This window comes from Pseudomonas sp. NBRC 100443 (genome assembly GCF_030268185.1).
Taxonomy (GTDB): domain Bacteria; phylum Pseudomonadota; class Gammaproteobacteria; order Pseudomonadales; family Pseudomonadaceae; genus Pseudomonas; species Pseudomonas citronellolis.
Map to the genome: position 1 here is coordinate 272030 of NZ_BSQE01000002.1, position 18795 is coordinate 290824.

General features: G+C 69.6%; 1 pseudogene. It reads right to left on the minus strand.

Annotated elements, in window-relative coordinates:
- Nucleotides 1-325: 325 nt before the first annotated feature.
- Nucleotides 326-18599: pseudogene (locus QSJ95_RS32925) on the minus strand (non-ribosomal peptide synthase/polyketide synthase); the annotation flags it as partial.
- Between the last annotated feature and the right edge of the window lie 196 nt (nucleotides 18600-18795).

Below are 18795 nucleotides of genomic sequence, written 5' to 3' on the forward strand. Positions count from 1 at the left end.
AGGGGCCCGGCGCCGTCGTAGGATGGCGTTGAGCGAAGCGATACCCATCACCAGCACCGCATGGGTTTCGCAAGCTCAACCCGTCCTACGAAAAGCACCTCGGCACGGAGTCGTAGGGCGGATAACCACGAACGATTATGCCTGAAATAGCCAAGCCATTCCCCTGTAGGAGCGCGCCCTGCGCGCGAATCGCGGGCAAGGCCCGCTACAGGTTGACGCCAAACCTCCCCGCCCACGCCGAACGGCCCCCTCTCCCTCCGGGAGAGGGTTGGGGTGAGGGAGCCTGGTTCGCCAGACCCCCAAGGGCTCAGGCGATTTCACCCTCCAGTTCACCCAGCCGCATCGAGGGAGCCGCCTCCACCAGCCAGGCGAGCAGCCGTTGCAGTTCCGCACCCAACGACTCGACCACAGCCGCCTGGAAGCGATCGAGACGGTAGTCGAAGTGGAACCCCCAGACCTTGTCCAGCTCGACGTACAACGTCAGCGGCGTGCTGGTCTGCTCGTGATGGCCCATGCCGAGGAACTGCAGCGCCTGGCTGCCCTCCTCCGCCTGGGACATCTCCCCCGGATAGTTCTCGAACACGATGACCGTATCGAACAGCTCCGAGCCATGCCATTGCTGCAGCTCGGCCAGCGAGGCGTAGCCATGCTCGCGCATGCGCAGGTTGAACACCTGGAGCGCCTGCAGCCACTGGGCGATGCTCAGCTCCGGCGCAAGCTCGGCCACCAGCGGCACGTCGTTGATGTACAGCCCCAGCTGCCGCTCGATGCCGGGCAGCTCCGCCGGCCGGCCGGACAGCGTCACCCCGCAGGCCACCGTCGTGCGCTGCAGCCGGCGGCCCAGCAACAGCAGCCAGGCCGCCTGCACCAGGGTATTGACCGTGACCCGCTGCTGCCGGGCGAACTCGCCCAGGGCCGCGCTGCGTTCGGGCGTGAGGGCGAAGAACAGGTGTCCGTGCCCGCAGGCCCCCCCGCTCGCCGTCGGCGCCAGCAGGCTGGGCGCGTCCAGGCGCGTCAGCGCCTGCTGCCAGAAGCGGCGGTCGCCCTCGTGGTCCACGCCCTGCAGCCAGGCCAGGTAGTCGCGGAAGCTCCCCGCCACGGGTGCCGGGGCGCCAGTCAGGTAGGCCCGCAGGATGTCCTCGTACAGGCGCGAGGCGCTCCAGCCGTCCAGCAGGATATGGTGGCTGGTCAGGGCCACGCGGTATTCGTCGTCGGCGAGCCGCACCAGCGTCAGGCGCAGCAAGGGCGCCTTCGCCATGTCGAAGGGCGCGAGACGGTCTTCGAGCAGGCGCTCCTCCACTTCCAGGGGCGTCAGCCCGCGGCCGTCGACCAGGGTGAAAGGCGCCTCCACCGACCGGTACACCACCTGCAACGGCTGGCGCTGCGCGGTCGCCGCGACGAAGCCGGTGCGCAGCATGCCGTGGGCATCCAGGGTGGCCTGCCAGGCCCGGCGGAAGCGCTCGGGGTCCAGCCCGCGCACGCCGAGGGTGTGCTGGCAGATGAAGTCGCCCTGCTCGTGCACCGCCTCGGGCAGCATCCCGCGCTGCATCGGCGTCAGCGGGTAGATGTCCTCGACCCGCGCCGCCTCCAGGCCCAGCGCATCCAGCTGTTCCTGGGTCAGGCCGGCCAGGGGCACGTCGGCGGGCGTCAGCGCCCCCCTGCCCGGTTGGCAGCAATGCTCGATCAGCCCCTCCAGTTCACGGCGGTAGTCCCCGGCGAGCCGTTCGATACCCTCGCCCTGGAACACCTCGCGGCTGAAGGTCCAGGTCAGGCTCAACTCGCCGTCGTACACCTGGCCGTTGATGCTCAGCCAGTTGCCCAGCGGAGCCTGCTCGCTCAGGTCCGCGCCGGCGCGCTCCGTCGAGAAGCTGTGGCCCGGCTCGCCATCGCCGGCGCCCGGCCCGTCGAACTGCCCCAGGTAGTTGAAGGTGATCCGCGGCTCCGGCAAGGCCCGCAGCGCCTGCTGGCTGGCGGCGTCGCCGAGGTAGCGCAGCAGGCCGAAACCGATGCCCTTGCCGGGCACCGCGCGCAATTGCTCCTTGATACCCATGAGCGAGCGCCCGGGGTCCTGCTCCGGCACCAGCCGCAACGGATAGACGCTGGTGAACCAGCCCACCGTGCGCGAAAGGTCGATGCCCTCGAACAGGTCTTCGCGGCCGTGGCCTTCCAGCTGGATCAGCGCATGGTCGCGGCCGCTCCAGCGGCAGACCGCCCGGGCCAGCGCGGTGAGCAGCAGGTCGTTGACCTGGGTGCGGTAGGCCGCCGGCGCCACCTGCAGCAGATTGCGCGTCATATCGGCGTCCAGGCGCAGCTGGACGTGCTGCGCATCGCACTGCCGGCGGGAGCCCTCGGGGTTGTCGCAGGGCAGCGTCGGATCGGCGCCCTGCAGTTCGTTGCGCCAGTAGTCCAGCTCCTGCGCCAGCGCGCCGCTGCCGGCATGTTCGGCCAGGCACAAGGCCCAGGCCTGCAGCGAACTGGTCCTGGCCGGCAGGCGCGGCGGCTGGCCGGCGGCGAGCTGGCGATAGGCGCTTTCCAGGTCCTCCAGCAGGATCCGCCAGGACACCCCGTCCACCACCAGGTGGTGGATCACCAGCAGCAGGCGCTGGCTGCCGTCGGCCAGCGTGGCCAGCAGCGCCCGCAGTAGCGGGCCGCCGGCGAGGTTCAGGCTGCGTTGCGCCTCCTCGCCCAGGGCCTCCAGCGCTTCCGGGCCATCCAGCTCGGCTTGCCAGAGGATGCCCGCCTGTTCCCAGGCAGCCTGCACCTCGGCCAGGTCCCGGTAGCGCGCCGAGCCGGCGTCGAAGGCCAGGCGCAAGGCATCGTGGTGGATCACCAGCTCCCTCAGCGCCCGCTCCAGCACCTCGCCGTCCCAGGCCTTGCCTGGCGCCGCGAGCAGCACCGACTGGTTCCAGTGGTGGCGCTGCGGGATGTCCTGCTCGAAGAACCAGCGCTGGATCGGCGTCAGCGGCAACGTACCGCTGGCCGGCCCCTGGTCGACGGCGGCTTCCTCCGTGCGCCGGGCCACCCGTGCCAGTTCCTGCACGGTCTGGTGCTGGAACAGCTCCTTCGGCGTGAAGCGAATCCCCGCCTGGCGGGCCCTGCTCACCAGTTGCAGGGAAATGATCGAGTCGCCGCCCAGTTCGAAGAAGTTGTCGTTCAGGCCCACCTGCGGCAGCTTCAGCACCTCTTGCCAGATGTCCGCCAGTTGCCGCTCCAGCTCGCTGCGCGGCGCCACGTAGTCCTGTTGCAGCTCGCTGATATCCGGCTGCGGCAGGGCCTTGCGGTCCAGCTTGCCGTTGGGCGTCAGCGGTAGCGTTTCGAGGAACAGCAGCTGCGCTGGCACCATGTACTCCGGCAGGCAGGCCTTCAGCGCCGCTTTCAGCTCATCGCGCAGGGCGTGCCGCTGCTCGGCTGCCAGCTCATCCGTCGGCACCACGTAACCCACCAGTTGCTTGCCGCTGGCACCGTCGCGGGCCAGTACCACCGCCTCGCGCACCGCATCCTGCTCCAGCAGGCGGGCTTCGATTTCGCCCAGTTCGATGCGGAAGCCGCGGATTTTCACCTGGTGGTCCACGCGGCCCAGGTAATCGACCACGCCGTCCGGCCGGGCGCGGGTCAGGTCACCGCTACGGTAGACGCGCTCGCCGTTGCCGAAGGGGTCCGGCACGAAGCGTTCGGCGGTCAGCGCCGGGCGCTCCAGATAACCCCGCGCCACACCTTCGCCGCCCAGGTACAGCTCACCCGCCAGGCCCACCGGCAGCAGGTTCAGCTCGGCGTCCAGCACATAGCCACGGCGCTTGCCCAGCAGCGTGCCGATCGGGGCATAGGCGGCGCCACACGGGTCTTCCTTGCGGGCCTTCCACAGCAACGGTGTCACTACCGTTTCAGTCGGGCCGTAGCCGTTGAACAGGTACTGCGGGCGCAGCGCTCGCCAGGCCAGGTCGTAGCTCGCTTGCGGCACGGCATCGCCGCCAAAGCAGTAGACACGGGTCGGCGGCGGGTTGCCGTCACGCTCGGCGTGTTCGGCCAGTTGTTGCAGGTATACCGGCGGGAACACCGCCAAAGTGACCTGATGACGGTGCATCTGCGCGTAGGTCTGCTCCGGCAGCCACAGGCTGTCGTCGCGGATCAGCACGCGGGCGCCGTTGATCAACGGGTGCATCCAGCCTTCGTGGGCGCCGTCGAAGGCGAAGGACATGAAGTGCAGTTCGCAGTCCGAAGGGTTCGTCTCGTAGCGTTCACCAGTGGCGCGGATGTGCGACACCAGCGGTCCGTGGGACACCGCCACGCCCTTGGGCAGACCGGTGGAGCCGGAGGTGTAGATCACGTAGGCCAGGTTGTCGCCGTGCAACGCCACAGTCGGCGCAGTAGCGGGAAGGGATTGCCATTCCTCGGCGCGGTCCACTGCCAGGGTCGGCAGTCCTTCGGGCAGCGGCAACTGGACCTCCAGATCGCTCAGGGTCAGCACCAGCGCTGCCGCGCAGTCCTGCATCATGTACAGCAGGCGCTCACGCGGATAAGCCACGTCCAGCGGCACGTAGGCACCACCGGCCTTCAGCACCGCAAGGAAAGCCACCATGGTCTCCGCCGAACGACGCATGGCGATGGCCACCCGCACTTCCGGCCCCACGCCCAGTTCGATCAGGCGATGGGCCAGGCGGTTGGCCCGGGTATCCAGCTCGCCATAGGTCAGCGGCTGGTCGGCGAAGATCACCGCCACCGCATCCGGCGTCTCCGCTGCACGATCCGCCACCAGTTGGTGGATGTAGCGGTCGCTCGGGTAGTGATCCGCGGTGTGGTCCCAGCGTTGCAGAATCTGCGCCCTCTCCGCTTCACCAAGCATTTCCAGCTCGGCCAGGCGCGCCTGCGGGTTTTCGCACAACGCCACCAGCAGGTTGCCGAAGTGCCCGGCCACCTGGCCGAGCGTTTCCTCGTCGAAGTGCCGGCGGTCGTAGCTGTAGTGCACTTCCAGCCGCTCGCCCAACAGCACGGCCAGGGCCAGCGGGTAGTTGGTCTGCTCGTGGTTGCCCACCTCGCCGAAGCGCAGCCCGGCCGGGGCGCCCTGCTGCAGAGCCTCGGAAACCGGGTAGTTCTCGAACACCAGCAGGCTGTCGAACAGCGCTTCGTTGCCCAGCCGCGCCCAGCGTTGCACCTCGTACAGCGGGGTGTGCTCGAAGTCGCGCAGGGCCAGGCTGCGCGCCTGCACCTGGGCGATCCACTCGGCCGCGGTCTGTTCCGCACGGGGGCTGCCGATCACCGGCTGGGTATTGATGAACAGGCCGACCTGTTCCTCGATGCCGGCCAGTTCCGCCGGGCGCCCCGCCACGGTGGCGCCGAAGCACACGGTGTCCTGCCCGGTGTAGCGGCGCAGCAACAGCAACCAGGCGGCCTGCACCAGGGTATTCAGCGTCACCCGCAGGCTGCGGGCGAACTCGCCCAGCTGGCGCGTGCGCTCCTCATCCAGCACCTGGCTGTACAAACCGTGGCCGGCCTGCCCCGTCGCCAGGGCCGGGCGTAACGCGTGGGTCAGCCGCGTCGGCGCGTCGAGTTCCACCAGTTGGTTTTTCCAGAACGCTTCGCTGGCCTGCGGGTCCTGCCGCTGCAGCCAGGCGATATAGTCGCGATAGCCGCCCGCGGCGCGGCCGACCGGCTGGCCGGCATAGCGCTGCAGCACCTCGCCCAGCAGCCGTGAGTTGCTCCAGCCATCCAGCAGGATGTGGTGGCAGGTGTAGATCAGGTGGTGGCTGCGCTCGCCGGTGCGGATCACCGTCAGGCGCAACAGCGGCTCCTCCGCCAGGTCGAAGCCGCGTTCACGGTCGGCATTCGCCCAGGCGTCCAGGCGCGCGCCCAGGTCCGCCTGGCCCTGCCAGTCCAGCACCGCGAACGGCACCGGCATCTGCCGGCGGATGACCTGCAGCGGTTGCGCCAGCTCGCTGATGAACGCCGCCCGCAGCACGTCGTGGGCATCCACCGCCGCTTGCCAGGCACGGCGGAAGCCTTCGACCTCCAGGCCCTCCACGTCCACGCGCATCTGGTTGACGTAGTCGCCGCCCTCGCGCTCGTACAGGCTGTGGAACAGCATGCCCTGCTGCATCGGCGACAGCGGGTAGATGTCGGCGATCTGAGCCGCCGGCAGCGGCAGGCTGTCCAGCTGCTCCTGGCTCAGGCGCGCCAGGGGAACGTCCGAGGGTGTCAGGCCGCGGTTGGCCGCAGCGCAGCAATGGCCGATCAGCTCGCGCAGCTCGTCGGCGTACTCGCTGGCCAGGCGCTGGATGGTCCGCTCGTCGAACACCTCGCGGCTGAAGCCCCAGTCCAGGCTCAGTTCGCCGTCGTACACGCGGCCGTTCAGGTTGAGCAGGCCGTCCAGCGACGCATTCTCGTCCAGGCCGGCGCCGCTGCTTTCCTTGGCGGGGACGAACAGGCCGTCCTCGGCGTCGAAGCTCTGGTCGAACTGCCCCAGGTAGTTGAAGACGATCGCCCCGCTCGGCAGGCTTTCCAGCGCCCGCCTCGCCTCGTCGGAACCCAGGTGGCGCAGCAGGCCGTAGCCGAGCCCCTTGCCGGGTACTGCACGCAACTGCTCCTTGATCGTCTTGATGGAATCCGCCAGCCCCGCCCGGGGGCTGAGGCGCACCGGGTACATGCTGGTGAACCAGCCGACGGTGCGCGTCAGGTCGATATCCTCGAACAGCTCTTCGCGGCCATGGCCTTCCAGGCGCACCAAGGTCTGCGCCTGCCCGCTCCAGCGGCAGATCACCCGCGCCAGGGCGGTCAGCAACAGGTCGTTGACCTGGGTGCGGTAGGCCGCCGGCGCCTCTTGCAGCAAGCGGCGGGTCCAGTCGCGGTCCAGGCGGGTGCAGGCATAGGCGACGTGTTTCTGTTGCCGCCCGCCGGCCGGGTTGGCGCAGGGCAACTCGTCGCTCACGCCGGCCAGCTGGGCCTGCCAGTAGGCCAGTTCCGCTGCGGCGGCTGCGCCCTGGGCATGGGCGGCCAGGCGCTCGGCCCAGGCCTTGAACGAACTGGTCTTGGCCGGCAGCTCCGCCGGCTGCCCGGCAACGGCCCGGGCATAGGCTTGTTGCAGGTCGTCCAGCAGCACGCGCCAGGACACCCCGTCCACCACCAGGTGGTGGATCACCAGCAGCAGGCGCTGCTCGCCGCCGGGCAGTTCCGCCAGCACCACCCGCAGCAGCGGGCCCTGCTGCAGGTCCAGGCTGCGCTGTGCCTGGTTGGCGACGTCTTCCAGCGCCTCCGGCGTGGCCAGGCGGCGGCGCCACAATACGTCCGCGTCCGCTTGCGGCGCGCTGAATTCGGCGCGCCAGGCGCCGTCATGCCGCTCGAAGCGCAGGCGCAGGGCGTCGTGGTGCGCCAGCAACGCCTGCAGCGCGGCCTTCAGGGGCTCGATCTGCAAGGGCTGGCGCGGCGCCAGTAGCAGCGACTGGTTCCAGTGCTGGCGCGTGGGGATGTCCTGGCCGAAGAACCACTGCTGGATCGGCGTCAGCGGTAGGCCGCCGCTGACCGCGCCCTGCTCCACGCGCAACCCCTCGGCGCGCCGGGCCACGCTTGCCAGCCCCTGTACCGTCTGGTGCTGGAACAGGTCCTTGGGGGTGAACTGGATGCCCGCCTGGCGCGCCCGGCTGACCACCTGCAGAGAGACGATGGAGTCGCCGCCCAGTTCGAAGAAGTTGTCGGTCGCGCCCACCTGCGGGCGTTTGAGGACTTCCTGCCAGATGGCCGCCAGTTGCCGCTCCAGTTCGCTGCGCGGCGCCACGTAATCCTGCTGCAGCTCGTTCGCGTCCGGCTGCGGCAGGGCCTTGCGGTCCAGTTTGCCGTTGGGCGTCAGCGGCAGCGCTTCTAGGAACAGCAGCTGCGCCGGCACCATGTAGTCCGGCAGGTTCGTCTTCAATGCCGTGCGCAGGGCCTCGCGCAGTTCGCGCGGGTCCCCGGCCGCCACGCCTGCGGCCGGCACCACGTAGCCCACCAGCTGCTTGCCGCTGGCGCCGTCGCGGGCTAGCACCACCGCCTCGCGCACCGCGTCCTGCTCCAGTAGGCGCGCCTCGATCTCGCCCAGTTCGATGCGGAAGCCGCGGATCTTCACCTGGTGGTCGATGCGCCCCAGGTACTCGATCACACCGTCGGGCCGGTAGCGCGCCAGGTCGCCAGTGCGGTAGAGCCGGCCGCCGCCCTGCGCGGCGAAGGGGTCGGGGAGGAACTTCTCCGCCGTCAGCGCCGGCCGGTTCAGGTAGCCACGGGCCAGGCCCGCGCCGACCATGCACAGCTCGCCGCCCTTGCCGATGCCGGCCGGCTCGCCGCTGGCGTCGATCAGGTGCACGCCGCTGTTGGCCAGCGGGCGGCCGATGTTGGCGCTGCCGCCCGGGGCCCTCAGGGTGTAGGTGGAATAGGTGGTGTCCTCGGAGGGGCCGTAGAGGTCGTAGACCCGCTCGATGTGGCCGAGCCCGTAGAGGTTGTCCACCACCGCCTGGGCCAGCGGCTCGCCCGCCAGGTTGACGATGCGCACCGAGTCGGGAATCTGCCCCGCCTCGCAGAGCATGCGGATGGCCGAGGGCACCGTGTTGACCAGGCGCACCCGCTGGCGCGCCGGCAGCTCCGGCAGCGCCAGGGCGTTGTCGGCCAGCACCACGAAGCCGCCGCAGGCCAGGGTGACGAAGAACTCCCACACCGAGAGGTCGAAGCAGATCGAGGTGGAGGCCAGCACGCCCTGCAGGTCTTCCCGGCTGTAGACCGAGCGGGCCCAGCCGACCAGGGCCGCCGCGTTGCGGTGTTCGATCAGCACGCCCTTGGGCTTGCCGGTGGAGCCGGAGGTGTAGATGCAGTACGCCAGGTTTTCCGGGCTGGCAAGGTGGCGCGGGTCGTCCTGGGAATAGGCCTCCAGGGCCAGGTCGTCCACCGCCAGCACCTGCGCCGCGCCCCCTTGCGGCAGCTGGGCGAGCAAAGCGCGCTGGGTCAGCAGCAGGCGCGCCTGGCTGTCTTCCAGCATGTAGGCCTGGCGTTCCTGCGGATACTCCGGGTCCAGCGGCACGTAGGCGCCGCCGGCCTTGAGGGTGGCCAGCAGCGCGACCAGCATCTCCAGGCGCCGCTGCATGGCGATGCCGACCAGCGCTTCCGGCCCCACGCCCAGCTCGCGCAGCTTGTGGGCCAGGCGGTTGGCCCGCTGGTTCAGCTCGCGGTAGCTGTATTCGTGCTCGCCGTCGATCAGCGCCAGGGCCTCCGGCGTGCGCGCCACCTGCTCCTCGAAGAGTTCGTGCAGGCAGGCCTGGCGGTAAGGCGCGGCGGTGTCGTTCCACTCATGCAGCACCTGGTGGCGCTCGGCGGCGCCGAGGATGGGCAGTTCGGCGATGCGCCGCTGCGGGTCGGCGCAGACCGCTTCCAGCAGGTTGCGCCAGTGGTCCGCCAGGCGTTCCACGGTGGACCGTTCGAAGAGGTCGCTGGCATAGGTCAGCGAGGCGCGCAGCCCGCGCTCGGACTCGAAGGTGTCGAGGGTCAGGTCGAACTGCGCGGTACGCGCCTCGCGCGGCAGGCTCTCGACGCTGAGGCCGGGCAGCTCCCGCGCCTGGCCGCGGCTCTCGCTCTGGTGGTTGTACATCACCTGGAACAGCGGGCTGTGGCTCAGGTCGCGCTCGGGCTGCAGTGCCTCCACCAGTTGTTCGAAGGGCAGTTCCTGGTAGGCCTGGGCCTCCAGCGAACGCTGCTTCACCTGGGCCAGCAGGTCGTCGAAGGTGGTGTGCAGCGCGAACTCCGCCTTCAGCACCTGGGTGTTGACGAAGAAGCCGACCAGCCCCTCGGTTTCCACCCGGGTGCGGTTGGCGATGGGCACGCCCACGCGGATGTCGGCCTGCCCGGAATGGCGGTTCAGCAGGCTCTGGAAGGACGCCAGCAGCAGCATGAACAGGGTCACGCCGCGGCGCTGGGCCAGTTCGCGCAGCTTGTGGGCCAGCTCGTCGGGCAGCGGGATGTCCACCTCGCCGCCGCGATAGCTCTGCTCCGCCGGCCGCGAACGGTCGCTGGGCAGCTCCAGCGGCAGCTGGGCACCACCCAGCTGTTCGCGCCAGTAGGCCAGCTGGCGCTCGCGCTCGCCGGCCTCCATGCAGCAGCGCTGCCACAGGGCGTAGTCGGCGTACTGGATCGGCAGTTCCGCCAGGTTCGCTTCGCGCCCTTCGCTGTACGCCGCGTACAGTTGCACCAGCTCGTCGACCATCCGCGCCATGGACCAGCCGTCGGCGATGATGTGATGCAGGGTCAGCACCAGCACGTGATCGTCCGCTGCCAGGCGCAGCAGCTTCACCCGCAGCAGCGGGGCGCGCTGCAGGTCGAACAGCGTCTGGATTTCCGCCTCGATATGGGCCTGCAGGGTCTCCTCGCTGCATCCCGCCAGCGTTTCGCAAGGCAGCTCGAACGGCAGTTCGGCGTCCACCAGCTGCACGGCCTGGTCCTGCTCCTGGCGGAAGCGGGTGCGCAGCGTGTCATGGCGCGCGATCAGCGTCTCGAAGCTGCGCCACAGGGCGCCCAGGTCCAGGCGGCCACGCAGCCGCAGCACCGCCGGGATGTGGTAGGCCGCGCTCTGCGGCGCCATCTGCCAGAGGAACCACTGGCGCTGTTGCGCATAGGACAGCGGCAGCGCCGCGGCCTCGTGGCGGGTGACGGGGATCGGCAGCTGCGACAGGCCGATGTTCTTCGACACCAGCTTCTGGAAGAACAGCCGGCGTTGCTCGAGGGGGAGGCGAACGAAGCGTTGGGCCAGGTCCAGGTTCTTGTCGGGTTGCATGTCACACTGCCTCGAGTTCGGTCATGAAGTCGCGGAGATCGTCGAAGTCCGCGTCGCTGCTGGGCGCGTACTGCGCCACCGAGGCCGCGTAGGCCTCCAGGGTTTCGCTCTGGAACATCAGCGCCAGGGGCAGGTTCACGCCCAGTTCGTCCTGCGCCCGCGCGGTGACCTGGGTGGCCAGCAGCGAGTGGCCGCCCAGGTCGAAGAAGTTGTCCTTCAGCCCCACCCGCGGCAGTTTCAGCACTGCCTGCCAGATCGCCGCCAGGCGCTGCTCCAGCTCGCTGCTCGGCGCCACGTAGTCCTGCTGCAGCTCGCTGATGTCCGGTTGTGGCAGCGCCTTGCGGTCCAGCTTGCCGTTGGGTGTGAGCGGCAGCGTTTCGAGGAACAGCAACTGCGTGGGCACCATGTACTCCGGCAGGCTGCCCTTCAGCGCCGCTTTCAGCTCATCGCGCAGGGCGTGCCGTTGTTCGACCGGGATCGGTTCGGTCGGCACCACGTAGCCCACCAGTTGCTTGCCGCTGGCGCCGTCGCGGGCCAGTACCACTGCCTCGCGCACCGCGTCCTGCTCCAGCAGGCGGGCTTCGATTTCACCCAGTTCGATGCGGAAGCCGCGGATTTTCACCTGATGATCCACGCGGCCCAGGTAATCGACCACGCCGTCCGGCCGGGCGCGGGTCAGGTCGCCGCTGCGGTAGACGCGTTCGCCGTTGCCGAAGGGGTCCGGCACGAAGCGTTCGGCGGTCAGTGCCGGGCGCTCCAGATAGCCTCGCGCCACGCCCTCGCCGCCCAGGTACAGCTCACCCGCCAGGCCTACCGGCAGCAGGTTCAGCTCGGCGTCCAGCACGTAGCCGCGACGTTTGCCCAGCAGCGTGCCGATCGGGGCATAGGCCGCTCCACACGGGTCTTCTTTTCGGGCCTTCCACAGCAGCGGCGTCACCACCGTTTCGGTGGGGCCGTAGCCGTTGAACAGGTACTGCGGGCGCAGCGCTCGCCAGGCCAGGTCATAGCTCGCCTGCGGCACGGCATCGCCGCCGAAGCAGTACACACGGGTCGGAGGCGGGTTGCCGTCGCGTTCGGCATGTTCCGCCAGTTGTTGCAGGTACACCGGCGGGAACACCGCCAAAGTGACCTGATGACGGTGCATCTGCGCGTAGGTCTGCTCCGGCAGCCACAGGCTGTCGTCACGGATCAGCACCCGTGCGCCGTTGATCAACGGATGCATCCAGCCTTCATGGGCACCGTCGAAGGCGAAGGACATGAAGTGCAGTTCGCAGTCCGAAGGGTTCGTCTCGTAGCGTTCACCGGTGGCGCGGATATGCGACACCAGCGGCCCGTGGGACACCGCCACACCCTTGGGCAGGCCAGTGGAACCGGAGGTGTAGATCACGTAGGCCAGGTTGTCGCCGTGCAATGCCACGCTCGGCGCGGTAGCGGGACGGGATTGCCACTCCTCGGCGCGATCCACGGCCAGGGTCGGCAGTCCTTCCGGCAGCGGCAGTTGGCTTTTCAGATCGCTCTGGGTCAGCACCAGCGCCGCCGCGCAGTCCTGCATCATGTACAGCAGGCGCTCGCGCGGATAGGCCACGTCCAGCGGCACATAGGCACCGCCCGCCTTCAGCACGGCCAAGAAGGCCACCATGGTCTCCGCCGAACGACGCATGGCGATGGCCACCCGCACTTCCGGGCCCACGCCCAGTTCGATCAGGCGATGGGCCAGGCGGTTGGCCCGGGTATCCAGCTCGCCATAGGTGAGCGGTTGGTCGGCGAAGATCACCGCCACTGCGTCCGGCGTTTCCGCGGCGCGGTCCGCCACCAGTTGGTGGATGTAGCGATCGCTCGGGTAGTGATCCGCGGTGTGGTCCCAGCGTTGCAGAATCTGCGCGCGCTCCACTTCACCGAGCATTTCCAGCTCGGCCAGGCGCGCCTGTGGGTTTTCGCACAACGCCACGAGCAGATTGACGAAATGCTCGGCCAGGCGTGCGACCACGCTTGCCGGCAGGACGCGGGCGTCATGGTTGAAGTGCAGCGCCAGGGTGGCGCCCAGGTGCACGCCGAGGGTCAACGGGTAGTTGGTCTGCTCGCGGTTGTCCACCTCGCCGAAGCGCAACCCGGCCGGGGCGCCCTGTTGCAGGGCCTCGGCCACCGGGTAGTTCTCGAACACCAGCAGGCTGTCGAACAGCGCTTCGCCGCCGCGCCCGGCCCAGCTCTGCACCTCGTACAGCGGGGTGTGTTCGAAGTCGCGCAGGGCCAGGCTGCGCGCCTGGACCTGGGCCACCCACTCGGCCACCGTCTGTTCCGCCTGCGGGCTGCCGACCACCGGCTGGGTATTGATGAACAGGCCGACCTGTTCCTCGATACCGGCCAGCTCCGTCGGGCGGCCCGCCACGGTGGCGCCGAAGCACACCGTGTCCTGCCCGGTGTAACGGCGCAGCAACAGCAGCCAGGCGGCCTGCACCAGGGTGTTGACGGTCACCTTCTGGCGCTGGGCGAAGGCCCGCAGGCGCTCGCTGGCCGGGCGCTCCAGGTCGCGCCGCAGCAGGCCGTGGCCGGCCTGCGCAGCGTCCGCGGCAGGCAGCGACAGGAGCAGCCGCGTCGGCGACTCCAGCTCGGCCAGCTGTTCCTTCCAGAAGCTCTCTTCGGCCTGCAGGTCGCGCCGCTGCAGCCAGCCGATGTAGTCTCGGAAGGTCCCCGCCGGTGCCGCGGGCGCCTGCCCGGCGTAGTGCTGCAGCACCTCACCGAGCAGCCGCGAATTGCTCCAGCCGTCCAGCAGGATGTGATGGTGGGTGTGGATCAGGTGATGGCTGCGCTCGCCGGTGCGCACCAGGGTCAGGCGCAGCAGCGGCTCGTCGGCCAGGTCGAAGCCGCGGCGGCGCTCGGCCAGGGCCAGGCGCTGCAGTTCCGCCGGCAGGTCGTCGCGGCCGCGCAGGTCGAGCACCGCGAAGGGCACCTGCAGTTGCCGCCGGACCCACTGCAGCGGGCGCTCCAGGGTGCCGAGGAAGCCGGCCCGCAGCACCTCGTGGCGCGCCACCACGGCCTGCCAGGCATCGCGGAAGCGCTCGACGTCCAGCCCCTCCACGTCCACCCGCAGCTGGTTGACGTAGTCGCCCTCCTCCCGCGCATAGAGGCTGTGGAACAGCATGCCCTGCTGCATCGGCGACAACGGGTAGAGGTCCTGCACCGAGGCCAGGTCCAGCGGCAGCGCGTCCAGTTGCGCCTGGCCCAGCCCGGCCAGGAGGAAGTCCGAGGGCGTCGCCCCGGCGTGGCGCGGGTCGCGGCAGTGGTCGATGAGCGCTTGCAGCTCGCGCGCGTAGTCGTCCACCAGGCGCTGCACGCTGGCCTCTGCGAACATCTCCTGGCTGAACGCCCAGCTCAGGTTCAGCTCGCCGCCGTAGACCTGGCCTTCGATGCTCAGCCAGTTGGCCAGGGGCGCGCGCGGGTCCTGGGCCTGGCCGGCGCTTTCCGCGGCCGGCACCAGCAGCGCGCTTTCGTCGAACTGGCGGTCGAACTGGCCCAGGTAGTTGAAGGTGATGCGCGGCTGCGGCAGCGCCGCCAGGGCCTGGGCGCTTTCGGCGCCGGCCAGGTAGCGCAGCAGGCCGTAGCCGACACCCTTGTCCGGCACGCCGCGCAGCTGTTCCTTGACCGCCTTGATCGAGGCGCCGAGGTCGGTGGCCGGGGCCAGGCGCAGCGGGAACAGGCTGGTGAACCAGCCGACGCTGCGGCTCAGGTCCAGCCCGCCGCCCAGGTCCTCGCGGCCGTGGCCTTCCAACTGCACCAGCACGCTGGCCTCGCCGCTCCAGCGGCAGATCACCCGGGCCAGGGCGGTCAGCAGCAGGTCGTTGACCTGGGTGCGGTAGGCCGCCGGGGCTTCCTGCAGCAGCTGGCGGGTGCGTTCGGCGTCGAGGGTCAGGGCGAGCTTGCGTTCGTGACGGTTCTCCAGCGCGCCTTGCGGGTTGTCGCATGGCAGGCTGCGCGGGGCGTCGGCCAGTTGCGCCTGCCAGTAGGCCAGCTCGTCTTGGCGTTGTCGGGCCTGTTCCTGCAACTGGCGGGTCCAGGCCTGGTAGGCGCTGCTGCGCGGCGGCAGCTCGGCGTCCGGCTGTGCGTACAGGTGTTGCAAGTCTTCCAGCAGGATGCGCCAGGACACGCCATCCACCACCAGGTGGTGGATCGCCAGCAGCAGGCGCTGGCCGCCGTCGGCCAGGTCCACCAGCAGCGCGCGCAGCAGCGGGCCCTGTTGCAGGTCCAGGCTGCGCTGGGCCTCTTCGCAGAGCGCGGCCAGCGCCTCGGGCGAAGCGGCCTGGCGGCGCCACAGCGGGCTTTCGGCCTGTTCGGCATAAGCCTGGTGCCACACGCCGTCTTCTTCACGGAAACGCAGGCGCAGGGCGTCGTGGTGTTCCTGCAGGCGCAGCAGCGCGCGCTCCAGGCGCTCGCCGTCCAGCGGCTGGCGGGCCTGCAGCAGCAGCGACTGGTTCCAGTGCTGGCGCTCGGGGATGGCTTGCTCGAAGAACCAATGCTGCACCGGCGCCAACGCCGCCTCGCCATGGGCTGGTGCCTGTTCCACCGGAGTAGCCGTCAGGGGCTGGGCGACCTGGGCCAGGCCGCGCACGCTCTGGTGCTGGAACAGGTCGCGCGGGCTCAGCTGCAGCCCGGCCTGGCGCGCCCGGCTGACTACCTGGATGGCGATGATGGAATCGCCGCCCAGGGCGAAGAAGTTGTCGTCCAGGCCGACCTGGGGGATGCCCAGCAGGTCCTGCCAGATGGCCGCCAGGCGCTGCTCCACCTCGTTGCGCGGCGCCACGTAGTCGGTCTGGGCCACGGTCGCGTCGGGCTTGGGCAGTGCCTTGCGGTCGAGCTTGCCGTTGGGGCTTAGGGGCATGCCTTCCAGGGCCAGCCACTGCGCCGGGACCATGTATTCCGGGAGGCTGGCGGCCAGATGCGCGGCCAGGATTTCGCGCCAGTCGTCCTGCTCGGCATCGAGCACGACGTAGCCGACCAGTTGCTTGCCGTCCACGGCCAGCACTGCTGCCTCGCGTACTAGTTCGTGCTCCAGCAGGCGTGCCTCGATCTCGCCCAGTTCGATGCGCAGGCCACGCAGCTTCACCTGGTGGTCGATGCGGCCGGCATATTCGATCACGCCGTCGGCGCGGTAGCGCGCCAGGTCGCCGGTGCGGTACATGCGCTCGCCGGGCACGAAGGGGCTGGCGACGAAGCGTTCGGCGGTCAGTGATGGGCGCTGGTGGTAGCCGCGGGCCAGGCCTTCGCCGGCCAGGTAGAGTTCGCCCAGGACGCCTACCGGCACGGGTTCCAGATTGCCGTCGAGGATATGGCAGCCCAGGTTGGCGATGGGCTGGCCGATCGGGACGGCGTCCTTGCCCTCCTCCACGCAGGTCCAGTGGGTGACGTCGATGGCGGCCTCGGTGGGGCCGTAGAGGTTGTACAGGCCGGCCTGCGGCAGTTTGGCGAAGACCTGTTGCTGGGCGTCTACCGGCAGCGCTTCGCCGCTGCAGATGATGCGTTTCAGGCTGGAGCAACTGGTGACTGCGGCGTCCTGCAGGAAGGCCTGTAGCATCGAAGGCACGAAGTGCAGCGTGGTGACGCCTTCGCGGTTGATCAGCTCCACCAGCTTCGCCGGATCGCGGTGATCGCCTGGTGCTGCGACGACCAGGCGTGCGCCGGTCATCAGCGGCCAGAAGAACTCCCAGACCGAGACGTCGAAGCTGAACGGCGTCTTCTGCAATACCGTGTCGCCGGCGTTGAGACCATAGGCCTCCTGCATCCAGCACAGCCGGTTGGTCAGCGCGCGATGGCGGTTGCCCGCGCCTTTCGGCTTGCCGGTGGAACCGGAGGTGTAGATCACGTAGGCGAGGTTCTCACCGTCCAGAACCATATCGGGGTTGGTGTCGCTGTAGCCTTCCAGCCAGTCGCCGTCCTGATCCAGATCGATACGCTGCACGCCCTCGGCCAGCGGCAGGTCGAGGTGCGACTGGCTCAGCAGCAGCTTCACGCCGCTGTCTTCCAGCATGTAGGCCAGGCGCTCGGCGGGGTATTCCGGGTCCAGCGGCACGTAGGCGCCGCCGGCCTTGAGGATCGCCATCAGGCCGACGACCATCTCGATGGAACGCTCCACGGCGATGCCGACCAGGCTATCCGGGCCGACGCCGCGTTCGATCAGCGCATGGGCCAGGCGGTTGGCGCGGGCATTTAGCTCGGCATAGCTCAGGCGTTGTTCGCCAAAGGCCAGCGCCGGCACATCCGGATGGCGCTCGGCCTGTACCTCGAACAGCTGGTGCACGCCGCGTTGCAGCGGGTATTCGGCGGCCGTGGCGTTCCACTGCTGCAGGATCATTTCACGCTCGCCGGCATCCAGCATCGGCAGCTCGCCGACCGCGCGCTGCGGCTCGTCGATCATCGCCCGCAGCAGGTTCTGCCAGTGCCGCGCCATGCGCTCGATGGTCGCCGCCTCGAACAGGTCGGTGGCGTAGGTCAGCGCGGCGTACAGGCGGCCGCCCTTCTCGTAGGTGTCCAGGGAAAGGTCGAACTGGGTGGTGCAGCTCTGCCAGTCCAGGCGGCTCAGGCGCAGGCCGGCCACGTCGTCCAGGGCCTCGATGTCGGCCACCTGCGGCTGGTGGTTGTACATCACCTGGAACAGCGGGCTGTGGCTGAGGCTGCGCTCCACCTGGAAGGCGTCCAGCAGGCGTTCGAACGGCAGGTCCTGGTGGGCCTGGGCGCCCAGCACGCTGTCGCGCACCTGGGCCAGCAGGTCCCGCACCGGCGTCTGCGCGTCAAATACCGCGCGCAGCACCTGGGTGTTGACGAACAGGCCGATCAGCCCCTCCGCCTCGGCGCGATTGCGGTTGGCGATGGGCACGCCGACGCGCAGGTCGCCCTCGCCGCTGTAGCGTTGCAGCAGCACGTCGAAGCCGCCCAGCAGCAGCATGAACAGCGTCAGCCTCTGCTGCCGCGCGGCGGCGCGCAGCGCTTCGGCCAGCGCCGGTTCCACGGCGAATTCGTAGCGGGCGCCGCGGTAGCTGGCCTGGGCCGGGCGCGGGTGGTCGGCCGGCAGTTCCAGCACCGGGTGATGCTCGCCAAGCTGCTTGCGCCAGTAGTCCAGCTGGCGCTCCTGCTCGCCGGCCTCCAGCCAGCTGCGCTGCCACAGGGCGTAGTCGGCGTACTGCACCGGCAGCGCCGACAGCTGCGCCTCGCGGCCCTCGGCATAGGCGCTATAGAAGCGGCCGAACTCCTCGATCAGCAGGTTCATCGACCAGCCGTCGGAGACGATGTGGTGCAGCGTCAGCAGCAGCACGTGTTCCTGCTCGCCCAGGCGGATCAGGCGCACCCGCAGCAGCGGGCCGCGGCCCAGGTCGAAGCTCTGCAGCGACTCGTGCTGGGCTTCCTCGCGCACGCGCGCTTCCCGCTCGTCCGCGGCCAGGGCGCTGAAGTCCTCGTAGGCCACGCGCAGCTCGCCGGGCATGGGCGCCAGCAACGGGGTGCCGTCCGCATCCGGGACGAAGACGCTGCGCAGGGTCTCGTGGCGCTCCACCAGGCTGGTGAAGGCGCGCTCCAGGGCCTGGCGGTCCAGCGCCCCCTGCAGGCGCACGGCGCCGGGCAGGTTGTAGGCGCCGCTGTGCGGGTCCAGCTGCCAGAGCAGCCACATGCGCTGCTGGGCGTAGGAAGGCCGCTTGCGCTCGACGCTCTCCACCCCGGCCGGAATCGGGAACAGCGAGAAGTCGACGCCTTCCGCGGCCAGGCTGTCCAGGAACATCCGGCGTTTTTCCAGGGGCAGCTCTATGAAGCGGCGGGCGAGTTTCAGGGACTGTTCTGCGTTCATCTGTCTTCTTCCGTGCACGTGGGCAACGAGCGCCAGGGCTCGAGTGGGCTCATGGGGAACGGACAGGAACGGCGGAAAATTAGCTTCGCGGCGCTGATCGGGACTGCCGGCAGGAAATAATTTCTACCTAAATATCAAATAGTTATAAGCAGGAAGCGGCGAAAGCCGGGTGCCGTCGCCAGCACCCGGCCCGCGC